This window comes from Alcaligenes sp. HNGD-HTN06, from assembly GCF_049932565.1.
GTDB lineage: Bacteria > Pseudomonadota > Gammaproteobacteria > Burkholderiales > Burkholderiaceae_B > Alcaligenes > Alcaligenes ammonioxydans.
Map to the genome: position 1 here is coordinate 324,170 of NZ_CP187782.1, position 25,160 is coordinate 349,329.

At 60.1% G+C, this 25,160-nt stretch carries 22 protein-coding genes; 9 read left to right on the plus strand and 13 right to left on the minus strand.

Annotation, left to right across the window (positions count from 1 at the left end; all coding sequences use genetic code 11):
* Window positions 1-54 precede the first annotated feature (54 nt).
* The 4 genes from ACOZ42_RS01460 to ACOZ42_RS01475 are packed head-to-tail and all read right to left on the minus strand — an operon-like array spanning window position 55 to window position 3,829.
* The gene (locus ACOZ42_RS01460; protein ID WP_003804428.1) at window positions 55-834 is read right to left on the minus strand and encodes an alpha/beta hydrolase; all 780 of its coding nucleotides are present in this window, start codon (window positions 832-834) and stop codon (window positions 55-57) included.
* 6 nt (window positions 835-840) lie between these two features.
* Window positions 841-1,974: an ABC transporter substrate-binding protein gene (locus ACOZ42_RS01465; protein WP_426345456.1), complete on the minus strand. Its 1,134-nt coding sequence runs from the start codon at window positions 1,972-1,974 to the stop codon at window positions 841-843.
* Between the two features lie 13 nt (window positions 1,975-1,987).
* Window positions 1,988-2,773: an ABC transporter ATP-binding protein gene (locus tag ACOZ42_RS01470; RefSeq protein WP_131071200.1), complete on the minus strand. Its 786-nt coding sequence runs from the start codon at window positions 2,771-2,773 to the stop codon at window positions 1,988-1,990.
* Between the two features lie 3 nt (window positions 2,774-2,776).
* Window positions 2,777-3,829, minus strand: coding sequence for a FecCD family ABC transporter permease (locus ACOZ42_RS01475; protein WP_003804421.1), 1,053 nt, complete (start codon window positions 3,827-3,829; stop codon window positions 2,777-2,779).
* Window positions 3,830-3,912: 83 nt separating this feature from the next.
* On the opposite strand from ACOZ42_RS01475, the gene ACOZ42_RS01480 reads away from it, so the two are divergent.
* From ACOZ42_RS01480 to ACOZ42_RS01490, 3 genes are all read left to right on the plus strand, one after another.
* Complete coding sequence (locus tag ACOZ42_RS01480) at window positions 3,913-4,680, plus strand: alpha/beta hydrolase (RefSeq protein WP_426345457.1); 768 nt, start codon at window positions 3,913-3,915, stop codon at window positions 4,678-4,680.
* Between the two features lie 374 nt (window positions 4,681-5,054).
* Window positions 5,055-8,255 carry an SUV3 family DEAD/DEAH box RNA helicase gene (locus ACOZ42_RS01485; RefSeq protein ID WP_003804417.1) on the plus strand — a complete coding sequence of 1,067 codons (3,201 nt, stop codon included), beginning with the start codon at window positions 5,055-5,057 and terminating at the stop codon, window positions 8,253-8,255.
* A gap of 180 nt (window positions 8,256-8,435) precedes the next feature.
* Window positions 8,436-9,623, plus strand: coding sequence for a multidrug effflux MFS transporter (locus tag ACOZ42_RS01490; RefSeq protein ID WP_003804414.1), 1,188 nt, complete (start codon window positions 8,436-8,438; stop codon window positions 9,621-9,623).
* A gap of 7 nt (window positions 9,624-9,630) precedes the next feature.
* On the opposite strand, the gene ACOZ42_RS01495 is transcribed toward ACOZ42_RS01490, so the two are convergent.
* Window positions 9,631-10,203, minus strand: a complete 573-nt coding sequence (locus ACOZ42_RS01495; RefSeq protein WP_240208872.1) for a DMT family transporter — start codon at window positions 10,201-10,203, stop codon at window positions 9,631-9,633.
* Between the two features lie 89 nt (window positions 10,204-10,292).
* On the opposite strand from ACOZ42_RS01495, the gene ACOZ42_RS01500 reads away from it, so the two are divergent.
* On the plus strand, window positions 10,293-11,195 hold the full coding sequence (locus tag ACOZ42_RS01500) for a LysR family transcriptional regulator (RefSeq protein ID WP_003804410.1): 903 nt from the start codon (window positions 10,293-10,295) through the stop codon (window positions 11,193-11,195).
* A 161-nt stretch (window positions 11,196-11,356) separates the two neighbouring features.
* Window positions 11,357-12,331 carry a FecR family protein gene (locus tag ACOZ42_RS01505; RefSeq protein WP_230406236.1) on the plus strand — a complete coding sequence of 325 codons (975 nt, stop codon included), beginning with the start codon at window positions 11,357-11,359 and terminating at the stop codon, window positions 12,329-12,331.
* 208 nt (window positions 12,332-12,539) lie between these two features.
* Here ACOZ42_RS01505 and ACOZ42_RS01510 read toward each other — a convergent pair whose 3' ends face one another.
* Both ACOZ42_RS01510 and ACOZ42_RS01515 read right to left on the minus strand, forming a co-directional pair.
* Window positions 12,540-14,099, minus strand: coding sequence for a TerC family protein (locus ACOZ42_RS01510; RefSeq protein ID WP_059318481.1), 1,560 nt, complete (start codon window positions 14,097-14,099; stop codon window positions 12,540-12,542).
* A gap of 72 nt (window positions 14,100-14,171) precedes the next feature.
* On the minus strand, window positions 14,172-14,522 hold the full coding sequence (locus tag ACOZ42_RS01515; protein WP_131071202.1) for a hypothetical protein: 351 nt from the start codon (window positions 14,520-14,522) through the stop codon (window positions 14,172-14,174).
* Between the two features lie 298 nt (window positions 14,523-14,820).
* Here ACOZ42_RS01515 and ACOZ42_RS01520 point away from each other — a divergent pair, with 298 nt between their 5' ends.
* Genes ACOZ42_RS01520 through ACOZ42_RS01535 form a run of 4 tightly spaced genes read left to right on the plus strand, consistent with a single transcriptional unit; the run spans window position 14,821 to window position 19,330 of the window.
* Entirely contained in the window at window positions 14,821-15,558 is a 738-nt protein-coding gene (locus ACOZ42_RS01520; protein WP_003804387.1) for a sterol desaturase family protein, read from the plus strand.
* Window positions 15,555-16,469: a fatty acid desaturase gene (locus ACOZ42_RS01525; RefSeq protein WP_426345458.1), complete on the plus strand. Its 915-nt coding sequence runs from the start codon at window positions 15,555-15,557 to the stop codon at window positions 16,467-16,469. Before ACOZ42_RS01520 ends, ACOZ42_RS01525 begins: the two co-directional genes overlap by 4 nt.
* A gap of 14 nt (window positions 16,470-16,483) precedes the next feature.
* On the plus strand, window positions 16,484-18,394 hold the full coding sequence (locus ACOZ42_RS01530; protein WP_415302065.1) for an iron-containing redox enzyme family protein: 1,911 nt from the start codon (window positions 16,484-16,486) through the stop codon (window positions 18,392-18,394).
* Between the two features lie 3 nt (window positions 18,395-18,397).
* Window positions 18,398-19,330, plus strand: coding sequence for a DUF6999 family protein (locus tag ACOZ42_RS01535; protein WP_240208875.1), 933 nt, complete (start codon window positions 18,398-18,400; stop codon window positions 19,328-19,330).
* 123 nt (window positions 19,331-19,453) lie between these two features.
* Here the strand turns inward: ACOZ42_RS01535 and ACOZ42_RS01540 are convergent, their stop codons facing one another.
* The 6 genes from ACOZ42_RS01540 to ACOZ42_RS01565 form a co-directional block, all read right to left on the minus strand.
* On the minus strand, window positions 19,454-20,296 hold the full coding sequence (locus ACOZ42_RS01540) for a branched-chain amino acid aminotransferase (protein ID WP_003804381.1): 843 nt from the start codon (window positions 20,294-20,296) through the stop codon (window positions 19,454-19,456).
* Between the two features lie 131 nt (window positions 20,297-20,427).
* On the minus strand, window positions 20,428-21,198 hold the full coding sequence (locus tag ACOZ42_RS01545) for a fumarylacetoacetate hydrolase family protein (RefSeq protein WP_415302066.1): 771 nt from the start codon (window positions 21,196-21,198) through the stop codon (window positions 20,428-20,430).
* 6 nt (window positions 21,199-21,204) lie between these two features.
* A complete protein-coding gene (locus ACOZ42_RS01550) occupies window positions 21,205-21,870 on the minus strand; it encodes an aspartate/glutamate racemase family protein (RefSeq protein WP_426345459.1) in 666 nt (221 codons plus the stop codon).
* Window positions 21,871-21,877: 7 nt separating this feature from the next.
* Window positions 21,878-22,516, minus strand: coding sequence for a flavin reductase family protein (locus ACOZ42_RS01555; protein WP_426345460.1), 639 nt, complete (start codon window positions 22,514-22,516; stop codon window positions 21,878-21,880).
* 1 nt (window position 22,517) lies between these two features.
* Window positions 22,518-23,780, minus strand: coding sequence for a Zn-dependent hydrolase (locus tag ACOZ42_RS01560; protein ID WP_426345461.1), 1,263 nt, complete (start codon window positions 23,778-23,780; stop codon window positions 22,518-22,520).
* Window positions 23,777-25,144, minus strand: a complete 1,368-nt coding sequence (locus ACOZ42_RS01565; RefSeq protein ID WP_426345462.1) for a dihydroorotase — start codon at window positions 25,142-25,144, stop codon at window positions 23,777-23,779. Before ACOZ42_RS01565 ends, ACOZ42_RS01560 begins: the two co-directional genes overlap by 4 nt.
* Between the last annotated feature and the right edge of the window lie 16 nt (window positions 25,145-25,160).

Sequence of the window (25,160 nt, forward strand, 5' to 3'; positions counted from 1 at the left end):
GGAAAACTTGGATATGAAGTGAAAACGCGCGTCATGCGCGCCGGGAGAACACGGCTAAGCCGCGCCACAAGCCAGTTCCAGGGCTCGCAAGGTGGCTTGTGCCAGAACGTGGCCGTGGCCGGCGCCGGGCAGAACATGCAGATTCGCCTGCATGCCTTGGGCTTGCAAGTGCGCTTGGAGTTGTCGCATGGTGGGCAGGGTAGGTACACCATTTTTGCGTCCTTCCGGGCCCGCTGCCTGAGCGCTCAGCGGATACCAGGCCTCGGAGGCACCGGCCAGAATATCCACCTGTACCGGCTTGCCCAATTGCTCCAGCAAAGTCCAGATCAGGGGATCGCGCCACCACAAGGACGGACTGGCGCACAGATAATGATGGATGGGCAGGCTCTGTTGACTAAGGGCGTACAGCACGAACAGACCCGCGTAGGAGTGGCCGTACAGGCTGATACGGGCACGGGTCAGTGCGGGCGCTACTCCTTGGGCCAAGGCCAGAGCCCTGCGCACTTGTTCGATCATGGCGGGTGCGCCACCGGCTTGCCACTCGGGAACGCGCGGATCTTCCCATAAGCCGCCGTCCGGGCCGGGCGGGGTGTAGTCCAGTGCGCGGTAACGGGTGATCTGGTCGCGATCGCCTTGATAGCCCAGCGACAGAATCGCGCAGCGCTGCAAGGCGGGGTGGCCGCTTTCTTCCAGCAGTGGCAAGGTCCACTGACCATCAAGCAGGCACAGCACAGGCAGAGGGCCTTGTGCAGGCTTTCCGTCCGGCAGGCGCAACAGGACGTGATGGGGATGGCCGCCCGTGGGGGGCAGCTCCAGTGGAATCAGGCGCGACATGAAGGTTTAGGACGCGGGCTTTAGATCAATCATGTAAGTGCCTTCCATGGGCACGGTCAGAAAGCGCTGGTTTACTTCTTCCAGCGTTTTCAGGGCCGACACCCCTTCAAAGCGATCTGGATGAATCCAGCCTGCCAAGGCTTCGATGAAAATCATATGCAAGGGGGAGTCGTTGAAAGCGTGCCAGATACCGTGGCTGTTGCCGCTGCGCACGGCTGGCAAGGCCTGCAGACGGTTGCCGTCAATGATGGCCTGCAGGCTTTGACGCGCCTGATCTTCACTGACGCCCGTGCCAATGGTCAGCCCGCCGGAGGTGCTGCGCTTGCCGGCGCCTGTGCCGGTGGCCACATAAACCATCGGGGCGCGGGAGTGGATGTATTCAAAGTTCAGTTTGCCGGTAGCGCTTTTGAGTATATCCGCGCCAATATTATGGCCGCCTGCATAGCGGATCATGTCGTTGAAGGTGCCGGCGCCAGGCGAGTTGCAGCAGTCCGTGCTGCCGGCATGCGCATGCACGAAAACGGGCGGGTGATCGTCTTGGGGCAGATCCGTCAGTCGCTGGGCAACACCCTGCATGTGTTCTTCGTAAAACTGGATGAATTCCTCAGTGCGCTCCTTCTCACCAACGGCGTAACCCAGGGCGCGCAGGCTGGGCACGGTGTTCTCCAGCGGATTGACAAAGAAGTCGATGACAATGACGGGGACCTGGGCGGCGGTCAGACGCTGGATCAGGGCCGAGTCGCGCGTGTCCTGGCCGGGCGTCAGGCCGGCAAAGGCAGCGGTCAGCACCACCAGGTCGGGGCGCAGGGCCAGGGCTTGCTCTACCGAGAAGGTATCAGCCGTATGGCGTCCCACAACGGGGATGTTGGCCAGTTGCGGGTAGTGCTTCAGATAACGTTCGTATTCGTTGGAAAAAGAGGTCTTGAACTCGTCCGACCAGCCCGCAATCAGCGTGGCCGGTTCGGGGTGAACCAGCGCCAGCACCGGAAAGTGTCGGGCCTGAGTCAGCACAATCCGTTTGGCCGGTCCGGGCAGGGTAACGGTACGGCCCATGACATCGGTGACTTCGATGGGCTGTGCGTTCACCCCCAAGGGCAGGAGCAGGCACAGCGACAGCAGCAGGTGGCGCAGGATGTTCATGGATTCTCCGAAGTCACAGCACAGGCTCTTGCAGCCCGTCGATAATGATTTGCAAGGTACCTTGCGAGCAACTTTCCACGCGGGCGCGCACGCCATAGGCCTGGGCCAGCGAGTGGGGGGTAATCACCTTGGAAGGCTCACCTTGCGCCAGCAGACCGCCGCCTTCAATCATCAGCGCGTAGTCGCTGTGGCGCAGGGCCACGTTCAGGTCATGCAGCACGATCAGGGTGATCAGATTGTTGTCGTGGGTTTCCTGGGCCAGCAGGTCCATGACATGGAACTGATAGTTCAAGTCCAGGGCGGACAGTGGCTCATCGAGCAGCAGCAAGGTGGGCTTGCGGATCAGGGCTTGCGCCAGACCGACCAGTTGTTTCTGGCCACCCGAGAGTTGGTCCAGATAGTGCATGGACAGGTGCGCAATACCCAGGCGCTGCAGGATGTGCAGGATGTGTTCATGGTCCACGTCCCGTGCATGGCCACCGGGAGCCGAGGCATTGGCAGCCACCAGTACCGATTCAAAGACGCGCAGGTGAACCGACGCGGGCAAGGACTGGGGCAGGTACACCACTTTTTGGGCCCGCTGCTCAAAGCTGACACCGCTCAGTTCCTGGCCATCGAGCAAGACCTCGCCCGTGGTGGGCTTGAGCAGTCCTGCCAAGGACTTGAGCAGGGTGGATTTGCCGCTGCCGTTAGGACCGAGCAGGGCCACAAGCTGACCAGCTTGCAAGGGCTTGATGGTCAGCCGGGATAGAATTTCGCGTTTGCCGTAGGATAGGCTCAGATCGTGGACTTCAAGCATGGTTCACTTTATTTGGCGGCGCAGCACCACGCCCAGAAAGAAGGGCACACCCACCAGGGAGGTGACAATGCCGACCGGAATAATGATGCCGGGCACCATGTTTTTCGAGGCAATCGAGGCCAACGACAGAATCACTCCGCCCACCAGCGCGCTGCCGGGCAAGTAAAAACGGTGATCTTCACCAAACAGGCGGCGGGCAATATGCGGGGCAATCAGTCCCACAAAGCCGATGGTGCCTACAAAGGACACGGCCAGCGCGGCCAGCAGACTGATGCGCAGCAGGGACACCAGACGCAGGCGCGAGACATTGATACCAAAGCTGGCGGCGCGGTCCTCTCCCAGACGTAGGGCGGTCAGTTTCCAGGTATCGCGCAGAGACAGCGGCAAAATCAGCGCAAACACCGCCAGCATGATACCGACCTTGCCCCAGGAGGAGCGCGACAGGCTGCCCATGGTCCAGAACACCAGCCCTTGCAGGGCTTCGGCGCTGGCCACAAACTGCACCAGCGAGACCAGCGCATTGAATGAGAACACCAGCGCAATCCCAAACAACACCAGATTGGCAGTGCTCATCGCCCCCCAGCGCGCCACCGCGTCAAGCAGCAAGGCCGAAAACAGGGCAAAGACAAAAGCGTTGGCCGCAATGGTCCAGGCCTGGGGAACACCGGGCAGCGACAGGTCCAGCACGATGGCCAAGGAGGCGCCAAAGGCAGCCGCCGAGGAAATGCCCAGCGTGAAGGGACTGGCCAAGGGATTATTCAGAATGGTCTGCATTTCCGCGCCTGACAGGCCCAGGGCCAGGCCAATGGCCATGGCCATGAGTGCATAAGGCAGGCGGATTTCCCAGACAATGACACGTGTGGTCGGATCGGACTGTTCCGGCTTGAACAGCGCGTGGCTGAGTTCGCCCAGGCTCAGGCCCGAGGGACCGAGCATGAAATCGGCCACAATCGAGGCCATGATGATCAGGATCAGGGCGCCCACCAGCAGCCAGCGCCGCTTGAGGATGTGTTGATAGTCGGCCAGCGCCGTGGCCGGAACAGCAGATGTGGACATTAAGTTTCTGAATGAGAACCGTTTACGCAGAAAGAAAGTATAGTTCATCGGCTACGCTTTGGCGTCATCACCGCGACTCTTTTATGCAGCTTGAACACCTAGACTATCTTTCGCCTTTGGGGCGTCATTATCGCCTGACCCTGGCCGTCCCCCTGGGCTCGGCCCCGGAAAGCGGCTGGCCGCTGGCCTGCGTGCTGGACCAGGCGCAGTTTCAGGCGGTGCTGGCCGCCGTACCCGGTGCGGCGCCTCTGTGCGGTGCGGTGCTGGGCGTGGGCTATGTCCAGGAAAATTGGCGCGAACAGGATTACACGCCCGGACCCGAGGGCGAAGCCGGGCGTGCCGATGATTTCCGGGTCTTGCTGCGCGATGTGTTTCTGCCCTGGGCGCACGGCAGGGCGCAACTGGATCCGCAACGCCGCTTGTTGTGTGGCCATTCGCTGGCCGGTTTGTTTGCCTTGCATGCGTTGGTGCACGAACCAGGCCTGTTCCAGGCCATGGCGGTATCCAGCCCTTCGGTGTGGTGGGGGGACGCCTATCTGGCCCGATTGCTGGCGCAGCCCCTGCCGCCGGCGGCCTTGACCGTCCCGGTGTCGATCACGGTCGGCGAATACGAACAGCGCCTGGGACCGGCCGAAGAGTCCCTGCCGGAACCGGCCCGCGAGCAGCGGCGTCAGCGTCTGCTGGAGCGCCGCATGGTCGATGGCGCGCGCGAGCTGGCGCAGGAGCTGGCTCAGCATCAGGGTGGGGAACCGCGCTTTCGCATGATACCGGGCTGCAATCACAGTCAGTCCGGTTGGGTCGCCTTGCCGCAAGGCTGTCTGGAATGGCTGGCTGATGTGTGGCCTCGCTGATCTTGTTTAGCTGAGCCGCTGTTTTGCTGCTGCGCTTGGCGAGGGCGCCGTGCTTGATGCCTTGTGCAAGCCGTCGTTCCCACGCGAAGGAAGGCAGTGTGACGGTTTCCTCGAGGCGGACCGCGTATGTGATTGGCTCTGCGCCATCCGCTGCGAGCCCAGTTTACTTTCTTTGCCTGCTTTGACTCGTTTGCTTGATGATTGTGGGCGGGGATTGTCCTATGTTTTCTTGCCCTCAATGACGTTTATTACGGTGATTGCCTGTATTCTCTGAACGTCCTAGAGCAGACCCGTATAATGCTGCTCATGCTTGCTGGAACCGGCTTTTCTGCCTTTCTCGTTCTCTTCTTCCCGTATTTTCAGGTCCCCGCCCTATGGCTGCGCGTCGCGCTTCGTCCGTTTCCGATTCTCCCGTCCCCACTCAAGCGGGCATGCTGCTCCATCCTCAATGGCTGGACTACCCGCGCCTGGAAGGCGTGGCTCGTCAGGTCGCCAAGAAAGCGCGTTATCAGGACCGGTCAGGCATACGGCGGATATGGCTGAAAGCCTGGCGCCTGCCGCAGGATGCCGCTTTTTTCAATCAGATCATCGCTGCCGAACTGGGTTTGAAGGATGCGGACCAGCGTCTGGCGTCCCAAGGGGTGCCCGAGCTTGTGATTGGCATCTTGCGCTTGCTCTATCAGATGAGCGTGGACAAGCTGGAAGCGGATGCGTATGAAGCCTTGCGTGAGCAACTGCTTGAACAGCGCGGCCGCTTGGCCGGGGCGATCGCGTCCCAGTCTTTGCCCTTGAGCGAGAACTGGCCGGAAGCTGAGCGTGGACCACGTTTGCAAGCGCTGCTGCAGGCCTGGCAGAGCTTGCCCTTGGCACAAACCTATTTGTGGCAGTTACAGGCTGAACAGCGCGACCGCGAGCAGCGTAGTCAGCGCTGGGAGCAGGCCCAGAAAGAACGTGAACAGGCGCGGCAAAAAGAACAAAGCGACAAGCAGCGCAAGTTCGATCACGCACAGGAGCGTTTGACGGCATGGTTAAAAGAGCAGGGTTGCGAGCCGCAACGCATTACCCTGGAGGCTTTTGAGGGCCTGCAAGCCGGTGAGCCTGCTCATTGGTTCCTGACGGTGTATGGCCGTAATGCCAGCGCCGCTGTGTTGACCCAGGAATTCAAGCTGGATGCCCAGCAGCAGGAGTTTCTGTTGCAGGCACAAGCCCAGCGTCAGGAACGTCAGCGTGAGCAGCGCCAGCAACGTTGGGCTTGGGAGCAGGAGTGTATCGGTTCCGAAGAAACCATGGCCTTGCTGGGGATTACCCGTCAGGAGTATGAGCTGTGGCTGGCGGACCGCCGTTTGCCCAGTACCAAGCTGGAAGTGCGCAGCGCAGCCGCTGGAGGGCGTGACCGCGTCGCCCATCATCCGGATTTACTGGCTGCGATAGATCAAAGCCAGATTGAGCAATGGCGAGAACAGCACGCCAGTACCCTGAGCAATCGTGAACGAGCGCAGTATCAGCGAGCCGCTGACCGCGCCCGCACGCAATGGCGTCAGCAACAAGTACTGAACCGGATCAGGACGCAGGAAGCGTGCGATTACGAGCTCGACCCGGAAGATCCGTTACGTCTGTGGTGGCACAAGGATGTGTGGCTGGCGGTGAATGTGCCCGTAGCGGGCGAGCGTCAGCATTGGCGCGCCAATGTACGCATGCAGGCGGCTGTGCCTTTGCCGCGTACCGGCTCGGAGCTGGATCGTCTGCCGGCGCGCGTGGCGGTCCTGTTCAATACGGCGGCTCAAAACCGTCTCTCCCAGCGTCTGGAAGATTCGCTGGATGCGTTTTTGCAAACCCAGCGCCCCCTGATTGATGGCTCGTCGTTTCTGGAACTGGCCAAGGCCTTGCGCATGGCCTTGGAAGAGGGCATCGAGCAAAAGGAAATCGAGGCCGGAGATTTTGAGAAGCGTCTGCTCAATGGCCCGGTGCGCCGCATTCTGGAGAGTGTGGAGCAGCAGCGTGCCCAGGACTTGATGCGTCTGGGCGATTTCCCGGAAATGTTCAGTCTGGCTCGTGGCATACGACGTCACCTGGTGTTTCGTTTGGGGCCGACCAATTCGGGCAAGACTCACGAGGCCCTGGAAGCGTTGATGGAGGCCCGCTCGGGGGTTTACCTTGCGCCCTTGCGCCTGCTGGCCATGGAAGTGCGCGATCGCTTGATGAATGCGGGCATCCCCTGCAATCTGGTGACGGGCGAGGAGCGCGTGATGGTGCCCGGCGCCCAGCACACCGCCTGCACGGTCGAGATGATGGACCCCACGATGGAAGTGCGCGTGGCCGTCCTGGACGAGATTCAAATGCTGCAAGACGAGCAGCGTGGCTGGGCCTGGACGGCCGCCCTGGTCGGTGTTCCGGCCCGTACCCTGTTTGTGTGTGGCGATGCCTCGGTGTTGCGCCCTTGTGAGCGGCTGGTGCGCTCCATGGAAGAGACCATGGAGCTGGAATTTACCGAACGCAAGACGCCACTGGAAGTGATGCCTTATCCGGTTGAGCCACCGCCCGCCACGGGCAGACAAGGGCGTCAACCTGCCGCCTGGCGTGGCCGCAAGGATCGTCAGCGTGAAGCGCAGGGAGTGTCCAAGGGCGATGCGGTGGTGGCCTTCACCCGTAAAGATGTGTTGACCTTGAGTGCCCGCTACCGCGCCCAAGGCTGGAAAGTGGCCACGATCTATGGTGCGCTGGCTCCGGAAGTGCGCCGTACCGAGTCCGAGCGCTTTTCCCAAGGCGAGGCCGATGTGCTGGTGGCGACCGATGCGATCGGCATGGGTCTGAACCTGCCGATTCGCCGTGTGCTGTTCTCCACGGTGCACAAGTTTGATGGCCGCTCCATGCGCGTCCTGAACGCCACCGAAATCCGCCAGATTGCCGGCCGTGCCGGCCGCTACGGTCTGTACCCCAAAGGGTATGTGGGGGCGATGGATAAGCAGGACTTGAACCACATCCGTACGCAACTGCAAACTGAGGCACCCAGTGTGGATCTGCGTTTGCCCATCGCGCCCAGCCCCGAGCATGTCCAGGCGCTGGCGGCTTTGCTGGATAACAACAATATTGGCGCGGTGTTGCAGTATTTTGCCCAGAAGGTGGCCTCAGACAGTCCTTTGTTCCAGACGGCCGGCCTGAAAGATGCCATCGAGCTGGGTTTTTGGGTGGACCGCCTGGCACCGAAACTGGAGTTGCGCGAGAAGTTCACCTTTGCCTGTGCGCCGGTCTCGGTGGATAAAGATACCGAGCTGGATTATTTCAAACGTTGCCTGTCGGCCTATGTGGCGCAACGGCCGATGGCCCTGCCCCCGGCGCCCTCCTGGCTGAAGTCGGCCAGTCCCTCGCGTCTGGAGGATGCCGAATTGTTGAGCAAGCAGATCAGTCTGTACGCCTGGTTCAGCATGAAGTTTCCACAGGTGTTCGACCAAGGGCCCTGGCTGCCGGAAGTGCGCTCTCAAGTCAGCCGCTTTATTGAACGCAGTCTTTTGCACCAAAGCGGCTTTGGGCAGACCAGCCGCGAGGCGTTTGGAACACCCTCGCCCGGCAAGCGCTGAACCGGTTGTTAATCCCGGTGTCAGCGCGTTGGCCCGGGCGCCTCCCAGGGATTCGGTCCTGTCTGGGGCGTTTGATACACTATGCTCCGTACGGAGGTGTCCGTACGGTCCGGTTAAGGGGTACCATGCCCCTATCCCTGCGCTGTTGTCTGGCGCCCTCCCTGTTTTCCAAAGCTATCTATGAATTACCGCAAGCTGACCTTGGTGTTGGCGGCGTTGGCGATGCTGGGGCCTTTTGCTACCGATGCCTATCTGCCGTCCTTTCACCGCATTGGTGTCGAATTTTCTGTTGACCAGTCAATGGTTCAGCAGACCTTAAGTCTGTATCTGTTCGGTTTTGCTTTCATGAGCCTGTTCTGGGGCATGTTGTCTGACAGTTTTGGACGTCGCCCCGTGATTTTGGCCTCCCTGATCCTGTTTCTGATCGGTTCGATTGGCTCTGCACTGGCCCCCAGTTTTTCCTGGCTGCTGTTTTTCCGTATGGTGCAAGGCTGTTCAGCAGGAGCGGGCCGGGTGGTAGGCCAGGCCCTGGCACGAGACTGTGTGCAGGGCGTCACGGCCCAGCGTTTGTTTGCCCATATCACGATGGTGTTCAGCCTGGCTCCGGCGATTGCTCCCGTGTTGGGCGGCTACTTAAGCAGCTACTCGGGCTGGCGCTCGGTATTTTGGATGCTCACGGTGCTGAGCGTCGCGCTGATCGCCGTGTGTTGGCGCCAGTTGCCTGAAACCTTGCCCGTGGCCTCCCGTCAGCCCTTGAAGTTGGGGGTTATTCTGGCTAATTACGTGCGCGCTTTGAGCAATGGCCGCTTTGTGTTGGCGATCTCGGCGATTGCCTTCGCATTTGGCGGTTTTGCCTTGTACATTTCGTCGGCAGCCAGCTTTGTGATTGGCGTATTGGGACTGACGGAGACGGCATTTGCCTGGCTGTTTCTGCCCTTTATTGGTGGCATGCTGGGTGGCTCGATAATCAATGCGCGTTTTGCCGAGAAGCTCGCCCCGGCGCGCATGATCCGCCTGGGCCTGGGCTTGATGCTGGGAGGGGCGGCATTTAACACGGTGTACAACCTGCTGTTTCAGGCAGAGGTGCCCTGGGCGGTGATGCCGATTTTTGTCTATGCCTTTGGCATGTCCATGGCCTTGCCAGGCATGACCGTGGTGACGTTGGGGACATTTCCCAGCATGCGCGGCCTGGCCTCCTCGGTACAAAGTGCCTGGCAAATGCTCTTGTTTGCTACCGTGTCCGGCGTAGTGGCCCCGCTCCTGTTTGAGAGCGGTTTGTTGCTGGCGCTGGGCATGCTGGCGGCAGCGGCCTTGTCAGCCGGTTTTTGGTGGTGCAGCCAGTTCCGTTCTCAGTGCAAGCGGGCCTGAGTCGGCTTCAGGCGCGGGGCGGCGTGTTGGTTGGCGACTCTCGGGCTATCGCCTGATTCTCTGGCAGAGCTTCGCCGTGCTCGGCTGTGGCGTCTGGGCCCGAGGCCTTGCCGGTGGGTGCCGAGGGGGTAAACCATTGCACCAGTCCCATTCCGGCCAGAATCAGCAGCACGCCCAGGATGCGGCCCATAGGTACGGGACGGGGATTCAAACCCATCAGGCCATAGTGGTCGATCAGCATGGAGCTGAGCATTTGCCCGGCCACGACGCACACAATAAAGCTGGCCGCGCCCATTCGTGGGGTCAGGATCAAGGCCGCGCTGATGTAGATCACCCCGCCAATTCCGCCCGTCCAAACCCACCAGGGCGCCTGGGACAATTGTGCGGTCACCGGTGCGGGGGCGCGCATCAGCCAAAGCGTGGGCAGGACCAAGGCGGCGCTGATGGACAGGGACACGAGCGTGGCCCAGAGTGGGTGACCTAGCATTTTTCCCAGGACGGCATTGCTGGCAGCCTGGAACGGCACCACCGTTCCCGCAAAAACAGCCACGAACAGGCTTATCAAAGCGGTACCGGACATAGACAACTCTCCATAGAAGCTAAAACCTTATCTTGCACTATTCGTGAAACTTATTGAAATTGATAGTGCGCACAGTCATTATTCGTTCTATGGATGAGCTACGTCGTATAGACCTGAATCTGATGCTAAGCCTGCATGCCTTGTTGACGGAGCAGCATGTGACGCGTGCTGCCCATCGACTGCATAAAAGCCAACCTGCGGTCAGTCACGCCTTGGCGCACTTGCGCCAGGTGTTTAACGATCCCTTGCTGATACGTCGAGGCTCGCGGCTGGAGCTGACAGCGATGGCGCTGCAATTGCAGCGTCCCTTGGAACAGGCTTTGCAGCAGCTCAATGCTTTGCTGGATACGGGTGGCTTTGACCCGGTCAGCGAGCAACGTGAATTTCGTCTGGCCATGTCTGATTACGGTGCGCAAATCGTACTGCCGCCCCTGATGCGACGTTTACGACAGCAGGCACCGGGGATTCGGCTGGCGGTAAGCCAGGCCAGCCGCGAGGCCATGCTGGCCCAGCTCAGTGATGGTGAGATTGATCTGGCCTTTGGCGTGTTCTCGGAAATGGCGGCCAGCTTGCGGGCGCAGACTTTGTTTGATGAGCATTTGATCTGCATCGCCGATCAAGCCAGCCTGAGCGGCGGGCAGCCCCCGGGCCTGGACGAGTGGCTGCAGCGTCCACATGTGTTGCTGGCCATGCGCCCCGGCGGCGAGAGCGAGGTCGACAAGGCCTTGAGCCAGCATGGCCTGCACCGGCAGATTGTGCTTTCCTTGCCGCACTGGAGTGCAGCGGCCCAGGTGCTGGAGGGCACGGACTTGATCCTGACAGTCTCCAGTCGTAGTGCCGAGCATTTACGCGATCAGGCCAGACTGGTGTTTTTCCAGCCCCCCCTGCCCATTCCCCCCGTCTTGTTTCAGCAAGTCTGGCATCGTCGCCGCCACACTGACCCAGCCCACGCCTGGTTGCGCCAGCAGGTGATGCAGTGCTGCCAAACCTAGGCTTTACCCTTTATGACGGCCTATCGCTTGACGATAGGGCCTGCAGTTTCCGACAATTTACGCTTACCGTTGAATTTCGCTTTTTATCCGTTTAAACGACGGGATAAAACGTTTGGATGACGCTCTGCGACCGGTGTGTCGCGTTTTTTTACTCATTGTTGATGAACCCCGCTACTGCCTTGAATCTGGATGAAGACACCTTGCACAAAGAGGCACGAGCTTGGGTCAGCCGCCTGAAAACGTCCTCGCTGACCTCTCGTCAGGCTCGGGAGCTGCGCCGCTGGTGTGGCCGCAGCCCGTCCCATGCGTCCGCCTTTGCTCATGCTCGTGAACTGTGGGATGCCATGCCACAGCATCGCGAAGACTGGCTACGTGAGGCCAAGCTGACCCAAAAACGTGGCCATCGGCCTTTGCGCCGTGCCTTGCTGGGTGGCCTGCTGCTGGGTGGCGGTTTATACCTGGTCGCCAGGCCACCGTTGCAACTGTGGCCCTCGCTGGCAGATTTGCGTGCCGATTACCGTACCGGTGCGGGTGAGCAGCGGCGCGTGCAGTTGCTCGATCATGTCTGGCTGGACATGAATACGCGCAGTCGTTTGAATGTCAGCGATGATCCACATCTGGGCCGGGTCGTGGCCTTGCTTGAGGGCGAAGTGGAAGTGCGCCAGTCCGAACGTTCGGCATCGGTCTGTACCGTGTTTGCTGGTGCCGGGTCCATTCAGACTTTTAACGGCCGCAGCAATATTCGTTATGTGAATGGCGAAACCGAGGTGACGTGTTTGTCAGGCAGCGCCCAGGTGGATTTCGGTGGACAGGGTTATCGTCTGGCGGCCGGCGAGAGGCTGGTCTACGGACGCCACACCATCAGCGCGGTGCAAACCGTTCTAGAGAAGGATTTTCCTGCCTGGCGCCAGGGCCGGCTGGTCTTTCATGAACAGCCCTTGTCCCAGGTGGTGGCCGAGCTGAACCGATATTGGGCCGGGCACGTGATTCTACGGGACGCGTCCTTGGGTTCTATCCTGGTCAGCTTCGGGGTCAGTCTGGATAATTTGTCGGAGGCGCTGGACATCTTGCAGCAGCTCTACGGTCTGGATGCAATGCGTCTTCCCGGCGGGATTGCTCTGCTAAGTCGCGCCTGATTTTGGTACGCCCCCCTTGTCCTCGTCACAACAGGGCAGCGAATGCCGGTCGCCACCGGCATTCGTGAACAACAAGAGCTACATACAGCGCAGAGGATGCCTGTCATAGGTAACAAGGCCAGGGTAATACCCTGGCCTTGTTTGCTTGCGACCTGGAGGCGTTCCTGCAGACCCGCTCCAGTACGGCCGCTGTGTAGCGTGGTCGCCCTTATTCCTGCGCTTGCTCCGCTACGTGCAAGCGGCTGACGTGTACCGTGGCGATACGACGCTGGCTGACTTCGGTAATTTCAAAGCGCAGGCCCTCAGCTTCAACGACTGTGCCCACGGTGGGCAGGGAGTCCAGACGCTCCAGCAGGAAACCGGCGACCGAGTTGAAGCTGTTGTCTTTCAGGAGCAGATCGTCTGCTTCGACCGCCTGGGCCAGCAAGAGCAGATCTATGCTGCCGTCCACCTGCCACAGGTTGGGGCCGATCTGCTGGATGGCAGGCTGCTCGTCCTCGTCCGGGAACTCGCCGGCAATCGCTTCCAGAATGTCGATGGGTGTCAGCAAGCCCTCAATGGCGCCGTACTCGTCAGTGACCAGCACGAATTGGCCGTTGGACTGCTTTAGCATGGCAATCGCGCTCAGCACATCGGTGTGCTCGTGCACGATGATGGGTTCACGCAGATCCGGCCACAGCTTGACCTGTGGATACTCGTCCAGATCCGCCAGCAGGTCCTTGGCGCGCGCTACACCGACGACCTGGTCCAGATCTCCCTGACAGACGGGCAAAAAGCTGTGGGGGGTCGCGCGCAACTGTTGACGCAAGGTGTCGGTGGTGTCTTCGATGTTCAGCCAGGTGATTTCCTGGCGAGGGGTCATCAGCGAGCGGATGGGGCGTTCGGCCAGACTGAGTACACCGCTGACCATATTGCGCTCTTCGGTGCGGAAGGTCTGTTCATCCAGATCCGGCTGGCCCTCGCTGCCACTTTCATCCTTGTCTTCATGCTTGCGGTTGCTGAGCATGCGCAGCACGGCCTCGGCGGTACGGTCACGCAAAGGGCGGCGCGACTCCGAACGCAGCAGGCTGCGGCGGGCAATCTGGTTGAAGAACTCGATCAGGATGGAAAAGCCAATAGCGGCGTACAGATAACCTTTCGGGATCTTGAAGCCCAGGCCTTCGGCGGTCAGCGTCAGACCAATCATCAGCAAGAAGCTCAAGCACAGCACCACCACGGTGGGGTGATTGTTCACGAAGGTGGTCAGTGGTTTGGAGGCCCAGATCATCAAACCGATGGAGATGATAACGGCCGTCATCATGACAGGCAGTTCGTCCACCATACCCACGGCGGTAATCACCGCATCCAGGGAGAACACGGCATCCAGCACCACAATTTGCGCCACCACCACACCAAAGCTGGCGTAAGCCTTGTTGGTGCTGGCGTGGTGACTGCCGCCTTCCAGACGCTCATGCAGCTCGCTGGTGGCCTTGAACAGCAGGAACAGGCCACCCAGCAGCAAGATCAGGTCGCGCCCCGAGAAACTGAGCGGGCCAATGGAGAACAGCGGCGTGGTCAGGGTAACCAGCCAGGAGACGATGGTCAGCAGACCCAGACGCATGATCAGCGCCAGAGACAGGCCGATCAGGCGAGCACGGTCACGCTGATGCGGGGGAAGTTTATCGGCCAGAATCGCGATAAAGATCAGGTTGTCGATGCCGAGAACAATCTCCAGCACCACCAGAGTTAATAAGCCGACCCATATGCTGGGATCGAGTAGCCATTCCATGATGTTGTCCTGTTAGACAGAGAAATAAGTGCAAAAACGCAAAACAAGCAGGGCGCAGGGGCGCGTCAGGAGTCAGACTCGTGGTGGACGATGCTCGGGGGCGAATTCGCAGCAAATAGCGGGCAGGGAATAAGGCGGGCAAGCCGAAGGCCAGGCATGCAGCCAGAACGACTGAACCGGGCAGGGCAAAGGGGTATCCGCATGGTCAGCGTACTGTTGCATGGGCGTATGCGCCAAAATGGCGCTGAGCTGCTGCAAAGGATGCTTTCCGGATTTGACTCGGTGGTCCACAGGCTCGGCCGCATCCGATTCGTGTTGAGCGAATAAGGCGGACTGACCACCTTGCACGGTTGCGTGGTAGTGAGAGCTGTAAGCCTGCAGGGGTAGGATGAGAAGTAAGACGACGACGAACCAACGTCTCATGGTGTCTAGGGAAAGTCTGTGACGACTCAGTATATCGTATGCGGACAAGTTCAAGGCAAGCGCAAGATCAAGTTCTGCTGTGTTGTGTATTCCTCACACAGGCGCCCTGGGTGAGTACCGGCTTCTCAATGGCACTGCCACGGAGCAAAAGTACACGGCTGTTGTTCCCGCGCCGGGCTGCTGCAAATCGGCCTGGCGTGGGCCGCCTGGACGGCGGCAAGCAATTAGTAACTAAATTAACAAACGTGATTTTTCTGACCGCGCTAGCATTAGCACATTTTGTTACGTAGAGAGTGGAATGGGGCAGGCTTTTCAGGCCTTGAGCGTCTGGCAGGTAATGGGCGTGGGCTTATTGTTTTTCGGCGGCATCTACCTGCTGTTTGCACTGGTAACCCTGGCGCTGACACGATGGCTCTTGCCGGCTGTGGGCTGGGGGCGTCCTCTCGATACGCGTCCGTTGCGGCCCGGTCAACTGCGCCGGGAACTGAAGCAGTCGGGATCGGCCATTCTGATTTTCGGCCTGGGCATGGTGTTCCCCTGGGGGCTGCTGCAATTGGGCTGGGCGCGGTTGACGCCGGACGCCAGCGCCACCCGCATTGCCTTGGAAATCCTGGCCCTGATGATCTGGAACGATGTGCATTTCTGGGTGAATCACCGTTTGCTGCACACGCGGTGGTTGCGTCGTTATCATGGCCCGCATCATTCTTCTGTGGTGGTGACGCCGTTTTCCACCTACAGCTTTCACCCGCTTGAATCTCTGATGCTGGGCAATGTGATTCTGTTGCCGATGGTTGTGCATGATTTCAGCTTCTGGTCGCTCTTGTCGGTGCCCCTGTTCAGCCTGTTTTTCAATTGCATAGGCCACTCCAATTACGATTTTTTCCCCCATGTCTCCAGCCGGAACTGGTTGGCCGCCAGTCGTCGTCACCAGCGTCATCATGCCCAGTACAACGGGAACTATGGGTTTCAGTTCAGTTTCATGGACCGCCTGTTTGGCACGCGCCTGCCTGATCGCCCCGAGGAGGCGCGGGGATGAGTGCTGCGTGGCGTTTACGTCACCCGCGTGACTGGCAAAGCCTGCTGTACCTGATTGTCTACCCGGTCGTGGTGGTCGCTTTGTGGCGGGGTGGCTTCTCCTGGATTCTGTATGGCTTGCTGCTGTTTTTGACACTGGGTATGGGTGTCATCAACCACAATCATCATCATGTGCGCATGTGGCGAGGCCGTCTGCCCAATCGCCTGACGGATTTCTGGCTGACCCTGTTACAGGGCCATCCCGCTTGCGTGTTCTGGCCGGCGCATGGCTGCAATCATCATCGCTATAAACATGGACAAAAAGACGTGGCTCGTACCTACCGCTTCTGGCGTGGCGATACCAACGACGCGCTGGGCTGGTTGATGCACCCCTTTGAAGCCGTGCTTGCGCTGTATCCGGCAATTTATGCCTGGCTGGGCCGCCTGCGCCGACACTGGCCGGGTGTCTGGGGCTATTGCCTGGCGCAGTACGGACTGTGGCTGGGGAGTTGGACGCTTGCCCTGGCCCTGGACCCAGTCAAGGGTTTTTTATACGTCATCGTGCCGCAGCTGCATGGTTTGCACTGGCTCTTGACCACCAATTATCTACAGCATGCCCATGCCGATGGCAGTCATCAGGCCCATCAGGGCGGTCAATTGAGCTACGCGCGCAATTTTGAGGGGCTGATCAACCCCTTGCTTTTTAATATCGGCCTGCATGTGGCCCACCATGAGCATTCGCGTGCGCATTGGTCGGAGCTGAAGCGGCTGCACGATACCGAATACCGAGCCCGCACCCCCGAGACCTTGAATGAAGGGGGGCTGGTGCCCTATATGCTGCGTGTTTTTGTGTTGGGTCTGTTCGTGCCCCGCTACCGCAGTCAAACCATGAACGCCGTGGGCCAGACAACGCATTGGCGTGATGGCGTGTAATCAGGAGTAGTGTTATGCCCGTGGCCTTTGATCAGGTCGTGATTCATCAGGCTCAGTGGTTTATGCCCGGCGAGCCGGTCGACAACGCCGCAATGGACAAGTTTATCGCCCCGCTGAACCGTATTTCAGGGCGCATCAAGCAGCGCATTCTGGCCGAAAACGGTATTGCGCAGCGCTATTACGCCATTGGAGAGGATGGCAGTACGCGCTGGAGCAATGCCACCATGGCCGCTAATGCCGTGCGGGCCTGCCTGGAGCAGGCAGGTTTGACCATGGCGGATGTGGGCCTGCTGGCCAGCGGGTCCTCGGGCGGGGACTTGCTGATGCCCGGTTTTGCCAATGCCATTCAGGGAGAGCTGGCGGCCCCGCCCCTGGAAGTGCATTCCGTTCACGGGATCTGTGCCGCGGGTGTCACGGCGCTACAGGCTGTTGCCCAAGGGATTGAGCTGGGCACACACCGTCACGGTGTGGCAGTAGCCAGTGAAATGCCCTCGCGCTTGTTCCGCCGTTCGCGTTTTGCGTCACAAGATTATCAGGCAGATTTTGACTCCCATTTTTTGCGCTGGATGTTATCCGATGGCGCGGGAGCTGCGTTACTCAGCCACCAGGATCAGATTCTGCCTACCACGCAGGCCGGTGTGCGTTTGCGTTTGCGCTGGATTCATCAAAAATCCTTTTCCGGCGATTATCCCGTATGCATGCAGCTGGGCGCGGCGCGTGATTCGACGCGCAGCCATCTGGATTACGATTCCTGGTCTCAGGCGGAGCAGGATGGCGCCTTGTCCTTGCGTCAGGATATCCGTTTGCTGCCTCATTTGTTCGATATCGGAATTCACGAATACGTAAAACTGGTGCGAGACGGTTGGGTTGACCCTGAGCGCATCAGCCATTTCCTGTGCCATTACTCGTCCGAGAAGTTCCTGCCCGTGGTGGCGGACTTGCTGGAGCAGGCAGGCCTGGGTATTCCTGCCGAGCGCTGGTACAGCAATTTGCGCTGGCGCGGTAATACGGGCGCAGCCTCGATTCTGATCATGCTGGCCGAGTTCATGCGCGATCGGACCTTGACGCCCGGCGAACAAATCCTGTGCTACGTGCCCGAGTCGGGTCGCTTCATGACGGCCTACATGCTACTGGAAGTGGAGGCCTGCAATGCACCGGCCCCCGCCGTGTCCTACCCGTCTGCCAAGCAGGCGGCTGTTGCGTCCTGCGATCTGGTGGACATCGCTCCCCCGCACGACCCTGCCACGGCCCCACAAGGTTTGCGCGACTTGTTGACGCAATTGGCCCCTATCTGGCATGACTATCGTTCGCAAGTGTGGCGTACGCCTTTGCTGCGCAGCCTGCACGACGGCTCTATCCGGATGCAGGATTATCAGAAATGGATGGCCGACTGGATTCCCCAAGTGCGGGAAGGGGCTAAATGGATGCGTGAAGCCTGCGACTCCTTATCGCCCGCCTACGCGCCCTTGGCAGAGCTGATTCGCCTGCATGCTGGCGAAGAGCAGGATGATTTCAACATTCTGTTCGAGGACTACCGGCACGCAGGCGGTACCGCTACCGAGATAGAGCAATTGACGCGTAATCCAGGCGGTCAGGCGCTGAATTCCTATTTGCATGCTCTGGCGGCCAGCCAGGACCCGATTGGCTTGCTGGGCGCGATCTACATTATTGAAGGTACCGGTCAGCGCATTGTGCCGGCCTTACTTCCCTTGCTCAAATCCGCGCTGTCGCTGGAGCCGGATATGTACCGCTTCCTGCACTATCACGGCATGAATGACGAGCATCATCTGGCCCGATGGCTGATGGCGGTGGAATTGGCCCTGGACTGCGATGAAACAGGCCGTGCCGAGCAGATTATTATTGACACCGCGCGTCGTACCGCCGCCTTGTATCTGATGCAGTTCCAATACGCGAAAGAGTATTAAGACATGGACCCCATCCCGGATTTTTTAAGCAAACCGCATGACCCGCAGGACCCCAATCCCTGGCGGGCCCTGTATCTGGATCGCAGCACCCCCTTGCCAGACGAGGTCAAGCAGGCCTGGCTGACTGATTCCAGCTCGTCCTCGCGCCAGTATTTGTTGCCGTTTTTGCGGCCCCTGGCCCGTTTGACGATTGTGCTGATTCAGGTCGTTAAAACCTTTTTGCCGCGCAAATGGTCGCACTCGGGCCTGCTGCACCGCATTTTGGTGTGGGGCCTCAAGCGTTTTGTTTCGCCTCAGGCAAACTGGCTGATCTTGCGACACTTTCACCTGGGCTCACAGGTGCTGGCTTTTATTGCCGCCAACTCCCCCACCTCGGTGCCGACCACGCCGCTCACGCCCATGAATCTGGACGAATTGCGGGATCACACCTTTGTGAAGCACGATTTGAACCTGTTCAATTTCGTCATCCGTCTCAATCAGGCGTTGCGGGACAATCATCAGGAAATTGGCCCGCCGGAGCGGGTGGATTTTTCCATGATTCAGCCCGTGCCCCTGGCCTTGGAGGATATGCCCCAAGGTCCCTTGAACAAGGTGGACCTGCAAAGTGCCATCGAACTGTTCACGCCCTTGTATCAGTTGCTGCTGACCGATAACGACTTCTGGCGCGCGGCCAACTCCCTGCAGCTGGATGAGACCATTGGCATTTACGCGGCCAAGATCCTGCAGGCTCCTGAGCACCTGATTCTGGTGAACAATGGCCACCCTCTGGTGCCCATGTCGACCTTGCGAGCTGGCTACCGCCTGGTGCTGCACGGTCTGTCCACCGAGATGCTGCATAGCTTGCTCCATCAGATGAAGCAGGCGCAGGCGCTGCAGGAAAGTGCCCCGGTCGCCAATGAGCCACTGGACCCATGCACGGTTGATTCGCAGGCTTGATTACGAAACGGCTCATGATTGAGCCGTTTTTCCAGGGGCAGAGCCTGTCCCGGACACCCAGTTGTTCAGGCTCAAGACTCATCCTCCCCCGGTGTTCGTGGGGGCGGCGAGTCTGTTCGCCCCTTAATTGCGTTCGGTATACGCCATGTACAGCTCGTGAGCACGGGTTTCAACCGGGCCGCGAGCATAGTGGCGGTCGTCAATGCGATTGCAGTGCAGGACCTTGCCGTAATTGCCAGTGCTGAATACTTCATCTGCTTCCAACACGTCTTGTGGCGTCAGGCTGGCTTCCCGCACCTCCATGCCGTCATCTCGCAGCAGCTGCAGGACACGTCGGCGGGTAATGCCGTTCAGGAATGTGCCGTTCAGTTCGGGCGTCAGCACGATGCCGTCACGCACAATCCACAAATTGGCGACGGCAAACTCGGCCACTTTACCCTTGGAGTCCAGCACGATGGCGTTGTCAAAACCGCGTGCGCTGGCATCGCGCAAGATACGCTGGGTATTGGGGTACAGGCAGGACGCCTTGGCATCGGTGGGAGCCATGGAGGGATCGGGGCGCAGGAATTCGCTGAATGTGGCGCTAAAGCCGCTGTCGTCCGGCATGGGAGATTCAAAAATATGAATGGCCAGTTGGCTCGTTGACGGATCAGGCTGGATAAAACCGCCGGGTGCGAAATACAGCAGCTTGATGTAGTAATCCGTCGTGTGGGACAGTTTTTTCAGGCCCTCGTGTACCAGGTCGACGGTCTGTTGGGGGGTCATCACCGGTTCCATGCCCAGGGTGATGGCCGAACGGTTCAGACGCTCACAGTGCAGGTCCAGATCCGGCGTATGGCCCTGAATGGAGCGGGCACCGTCAAACACCGTCGTGGCCATCCAGAAAGCGTGGTCAGTAGCGCCAATCAAGGGGGCGCTGGTGTCGCTCCATTGACCATTGGACCAGGTGATTTCGTTTTTGCTCATGGGGCCTTTCTCCGAATGTTGGGGTGGCGGGGCGGCAATGGATCGCGCCCGTGTACTTTTTGCAGTACACATCATAGAGAGTAAAAGCCCACTTGCGGTGCTATCCGATAGGCAGGCCGCTTCCGCTGGTGTCAGGCACAGATAAAGTCCAGTTCGCCTAGCCCTTGAATGGCCGCCTGAATCCGGTCTCCGGCAGTGGCATACAGCATGGGCAGGCAAGAGCCGGTGATGATGACTTGCCCCTTTTGCAATCCACCGCCATGATGGCTGCCTTGATTTGCCAGCCAGATCAGCAGCCGCGTCAACTCGCCAGCGGGGTTTTGAGTTGGGCCTTGTAGGGGTGTTTGCTGTCCGACCTGCAAGCGCGCCCACTGCGGCTGGAGTAGTTTCCTGTCCTGTGCCGCCTTGCCTTGGACTTGATAGACCAGCGCACCATGACTGGCCAGATCTGCCAAGGTGGATAGGCGGCCTACCGTATCGCGTTGCGCAAAGCGGGACTCTACGATTTCGACCGCCACGCAGACTTGGCTGACCGCCTCCCAGATCTGCTCCAGCGAGTACGGGGCGTGACTGGGTGGCAGATCCTGTCCCAGGATCAGGCCAATCTCCACTTCCATGCCTCGCAAGTCCAGATCCGTGCCGACGGGCTCTGTTGGGTTGGCATGGCGAAAGCGCAGGGGTAGGGGCGCGCAGGTAGGGGGGGCCACTGCGGTGGCTGCACCTACTTTCCAGCCGCCGATAGGACCCAACACCTCCATTTGCAGTGCCTGGACAAGGTAGGCCTGCTCAAAAGACACCGGGCGTAGCGCTTCGGGCCAGTCCTGGATGGGGCGGTGTTCGTGGCGAGCCTGGAGCAGACGCCGTGCGCTTGCCAGACCGCTCGATTCTGGAGGGGCGTTCATCGACACTTACCAGCCTAGCAAGCAACGACCCAGGGCAACGGCCACGGTAGCCTGCGTGGGTTCCACGACGGCAATCCCCAAGGCTTGCTCCAGCGCCTCTCGTTGACTGGCCATGCCCGCGCAGCCGAGTACCACCACATCAGCACCGTGCTCGTCACGCAAACGCCGGCCGACTTCTGTCAGGCCTTGCAGGGTTCTTTTCTCGTCGGCCAGTTCTGACACGCTCATATTGATGGCCAGATCGGCAGCGAGGCGGTCGGTGACGCCCATGGCCCCAAAGTAGCGCAGGTGACGCGGGATGGAGGCCTGCAATATGGAGAGCACGCCAAAGCGTTGGCCCAGCGTCAAGGCGGTCAGCACGCCGGTTTCGGCAATGCCCAATACAGGCACATCCACCACTTCGCGCAAAGTGTACAGGCCGGGGTCGCTAAAGCAGGCCACCACATAGGCGGCGGCGTCTTCTTGGACGCTCAGGGCCTGGGCGCGCAGGTGAGGAATCAGGGTGTCAATATCGGTTTGGCTTTGTACACCCGCCGGGCCTTGGGGCAAGCGCAGGCAGGAGATGGCCGGGCCATCGGCCAGACGCAGGGGCTGGACGGCACGGTCCAGGCCATCCGTTACGATCTGGCTGGAATTGGGGTTCAGAACGTAGATATGAGGGCGACGATTCATGATGTTTTTAGGTTTGGATGGGCGGCGGCCCGTTGTGATGGCTCAGTTTTTCTGATTGAAAGCGGCCTTGCAGGCCGACATACCAGTCCGAACCATGCAGGCGCCCGATCGGGTCGTAAGCGGCTATGTCAATGCGCCCGTCAGGCGTCAGGATGGCGTCGTCGCAGTGCAGATGCAGGATTTCGCCAATGACGATATGGCGTAGCGGGCCCAGGTCCAGTGCAGTGTGCAAGCGGCATTCAAACTGCACCGGGCATTGGGCGATACGGGGCGGCTGCACTTGTGCGCTGGGGGCCAGATCCAGGCCCGCTTGCAGGTGCTCGGCCTGTCCGGTCGGGTAGGCTATGCCGCAGATATTCATGGCGTGTGCCAGTTTCGCGCTAATCAGGTTCACCACAAACTGTCCTGTTGCCAGGATGTTGCGGGTGGTGTCTTTCAGGCCATCGGCAGAGTGCGCGTCGTTTTCCAGGCCCAGCGCCAAGACGGCAGGCTCTGAGCCCATCACATTGAAAAAACTGAAAGGGGCCGTGTTCACGCGCCCCTGCCGGTCACAGGTGGTGACCAGGGCAATGGGGCGCGGCAACACGGTGTTGACCAACAAGCGGTAGCGTTCGCGTTCGCCAAGCTGATCGCAGGACCAGTCCATGTCAGCTCTCCAGGTGCTGGTCCAACATGACAATGCTCTGATACAGCACGCGTGTACCATCCAGCAACTGCTCGGAAGTGATCGATTCTTCGGGGCAATGGCTGCGACCATTCAGGCAGGGAATGAAAATCATGCCGATAGGGCCGCTGGGGGCCATGTAGACCGCATCGTGACCGGCCCCGCTGGGCATCACCATGCTCGGGTAACCCAACGCACTGGCGGCCTGCTCGATGATGCTCATCACATCGGGCGTGCAGTCCGTGGGCTTGGCCAGGCTGACTTGCGCCGCGTCCAGACCCAGGCCCATGGCCTCGATGTCCGGGCGCAACTGGGCCAGCAACTCCTCGGTGAAGTTCTGCATCAGCTCCTGGCGGTCGCTGCGTACTTCCACCATCATCTCCACACGGCCGGGTACGGCATTGGAGGCGTTGGGCGTCAGGTTCAGGTTGCCAATGGTGGCGACCAGATAGTCTGGCCCTCCCAGCGCACGGCGGGCCTTGCGGTCCACTTCACCGATGATCAGGCTGGCACCGACCAGGGCATCACGACGTATGTCCATGGGGGTGGTGCCGGCATGGTCAGGGCGACCGGTAATGATGATGCGATGGCGGCAAATGCCCACGATATTGCTAACCACGCCAATGGGCAGATTGCGCGACTCCAGCACGGGCCCTTGTTCGATATGCAACTCGACAAAGGCGGCAGTATCGCCAGGGGCACGACGGGCCTGGGCCAGTTCCTGGGGGCGGCCGCCGATGCGGGCAATGCCTTGCGCCAGTGTTTCGCCCTGTGGATTGCGTTCGGCCAGCATGGCTTCGGACAGGACACCGCCCATGGCACGGCTGCCTACGCAGGACACGCCATAGTCGCTAGGTTCCTCAGACAGAAAATCCACCACTTCAAAAGGATGGTCCAGCTCGATGTCCTGCTCGTTCAGGCAACGGGCGACTTCCAGCCCGGCCAGCACGCCGATAATGCCGTCGTAGCGTCCGCCATACATCACGGTGTCGCAGTGTGAGCCGGTTGTAATCGGCGCCAGCCCACGCTTGCGCCCTTCACGGCGACCGATCAGATTGCCGGCGGCGTCCATGCGTACGCTCAAGCCTGCTTGCTCGAACTGTTCCCGCAGCCACTGACGTGATTGCAGAAACAGTTCGGAGAAGGCGCGGCGGGTCCAGGGCTGGTCGGGCAATGTGAACCTTGCCAGCTCCTGGGTGCTGCGCCACAGGCGCTCCTGATTCAACAAGGGCATGGCCAGACTCATGACAATTCGCCTGCTTTGTGCGGACGGATGAACTGACCGTCGCCCGCGGCATTGCGTATGGTCTTGCCGTCCCAGGCCAGTTGTCCACGCACATAGGTGGCTTCCACACGTACCTGAAACTCGCGGTCCTCAAAAGAACTCCAGGTCACGGCGGACAGGCTGGTGGACGGGTCAAAGCGGTAGGTGTCGGGTTTGACGATCACGATGTCGGCATCTGCACCTACATTCAGCGAGCCCTTGCGGTGTTCCAGCAGGAAGTGTTGGGCCGGGCCCCAGCACAATTGCTTGACGACCATGGTGGGGGAAATGCCGTGCTCGGCGCAGCCGGTCCAGAAGGCGGGCAGCAGCGTTTCCAGACCAGGACCACCGGAGGAGTTCTGAAACACGTTTTCAAACTGTTTGCGCTCCAGGCCCCAGCTTACGTGGTCGGAGGACACGAAGGTACATTCGTCGTTGGCGATGTGGGTCCAGAGCAGATCCATTTCCACTTTGGGACGAATGGGTGGGTAGTGTTTGGTCTTGGCACCAAAGCGGCGGGTATGCTCCTCGTGGTTCAGCATCAGGTACTGCACGCAGGTTTCGATCGAGGCTTTGTGGCCGGCCCGGCGATACATATTGCAGATCTCAAAGCCACGCGACAGGGAGACGTGTACGGCGTGGGCACGGGCGCCGGTCTGGGCCCCGATTTCATAAATGGCGCTGGTGGCCAGGTTTTCGATCAGGGGGGTATGGGCGCGCAAGAACGCGTCCCAGCCTGTATCACCCGCTTCAACCATGCGCTTGATGTTCTTGCGGGTCAGCTCCTGGTCCTGGTTATGCACACCGCAAGCCAGACCGGAGGGGGCGATCAGGCGAAAGGCCTCCATCAGAATGTCTTCTTCCACACGCGGGAAGCGGTTGGGGCTGGCTTCAAAGGTTGAGAATTTGAAACCGCAGACACCGCCTTCAATCAGGCCGGCGGCCGCTTCCAGACCGTGCTGGTCATTCAGGGTGCCGTAGCAGGCCACGTCCACATGGCAATCGCTTTCAATGCGGGCAATCTTGTCTTCCAGCTGCGGGCGGGAGGCCACGGGTTCGGGGTCGTCATAAGGCATTTCCACCATGGTGGTGACGCCACCGGCTGCCGCCGCCCGTGAGGCCCAGCCCAGCCCTTCCTGATTGGCCTGGCTGCCGGAGTGCACCTGACCGTCCAGCACGCCGGGCATGACCCACATGCCACGCGCATCCACATGTTCACGGGCTGAAGGAGCCGCGCCAATACCGCGTGCGGCCACCCGGCCCTCACGCACGGCGACCCAGCCGTCCGTGATGATGCGGTCGCGCTCAACAATATTTCCTCGTACTACCAGATCAAAATCGCTCATTGTCTTCCTCCTTGAA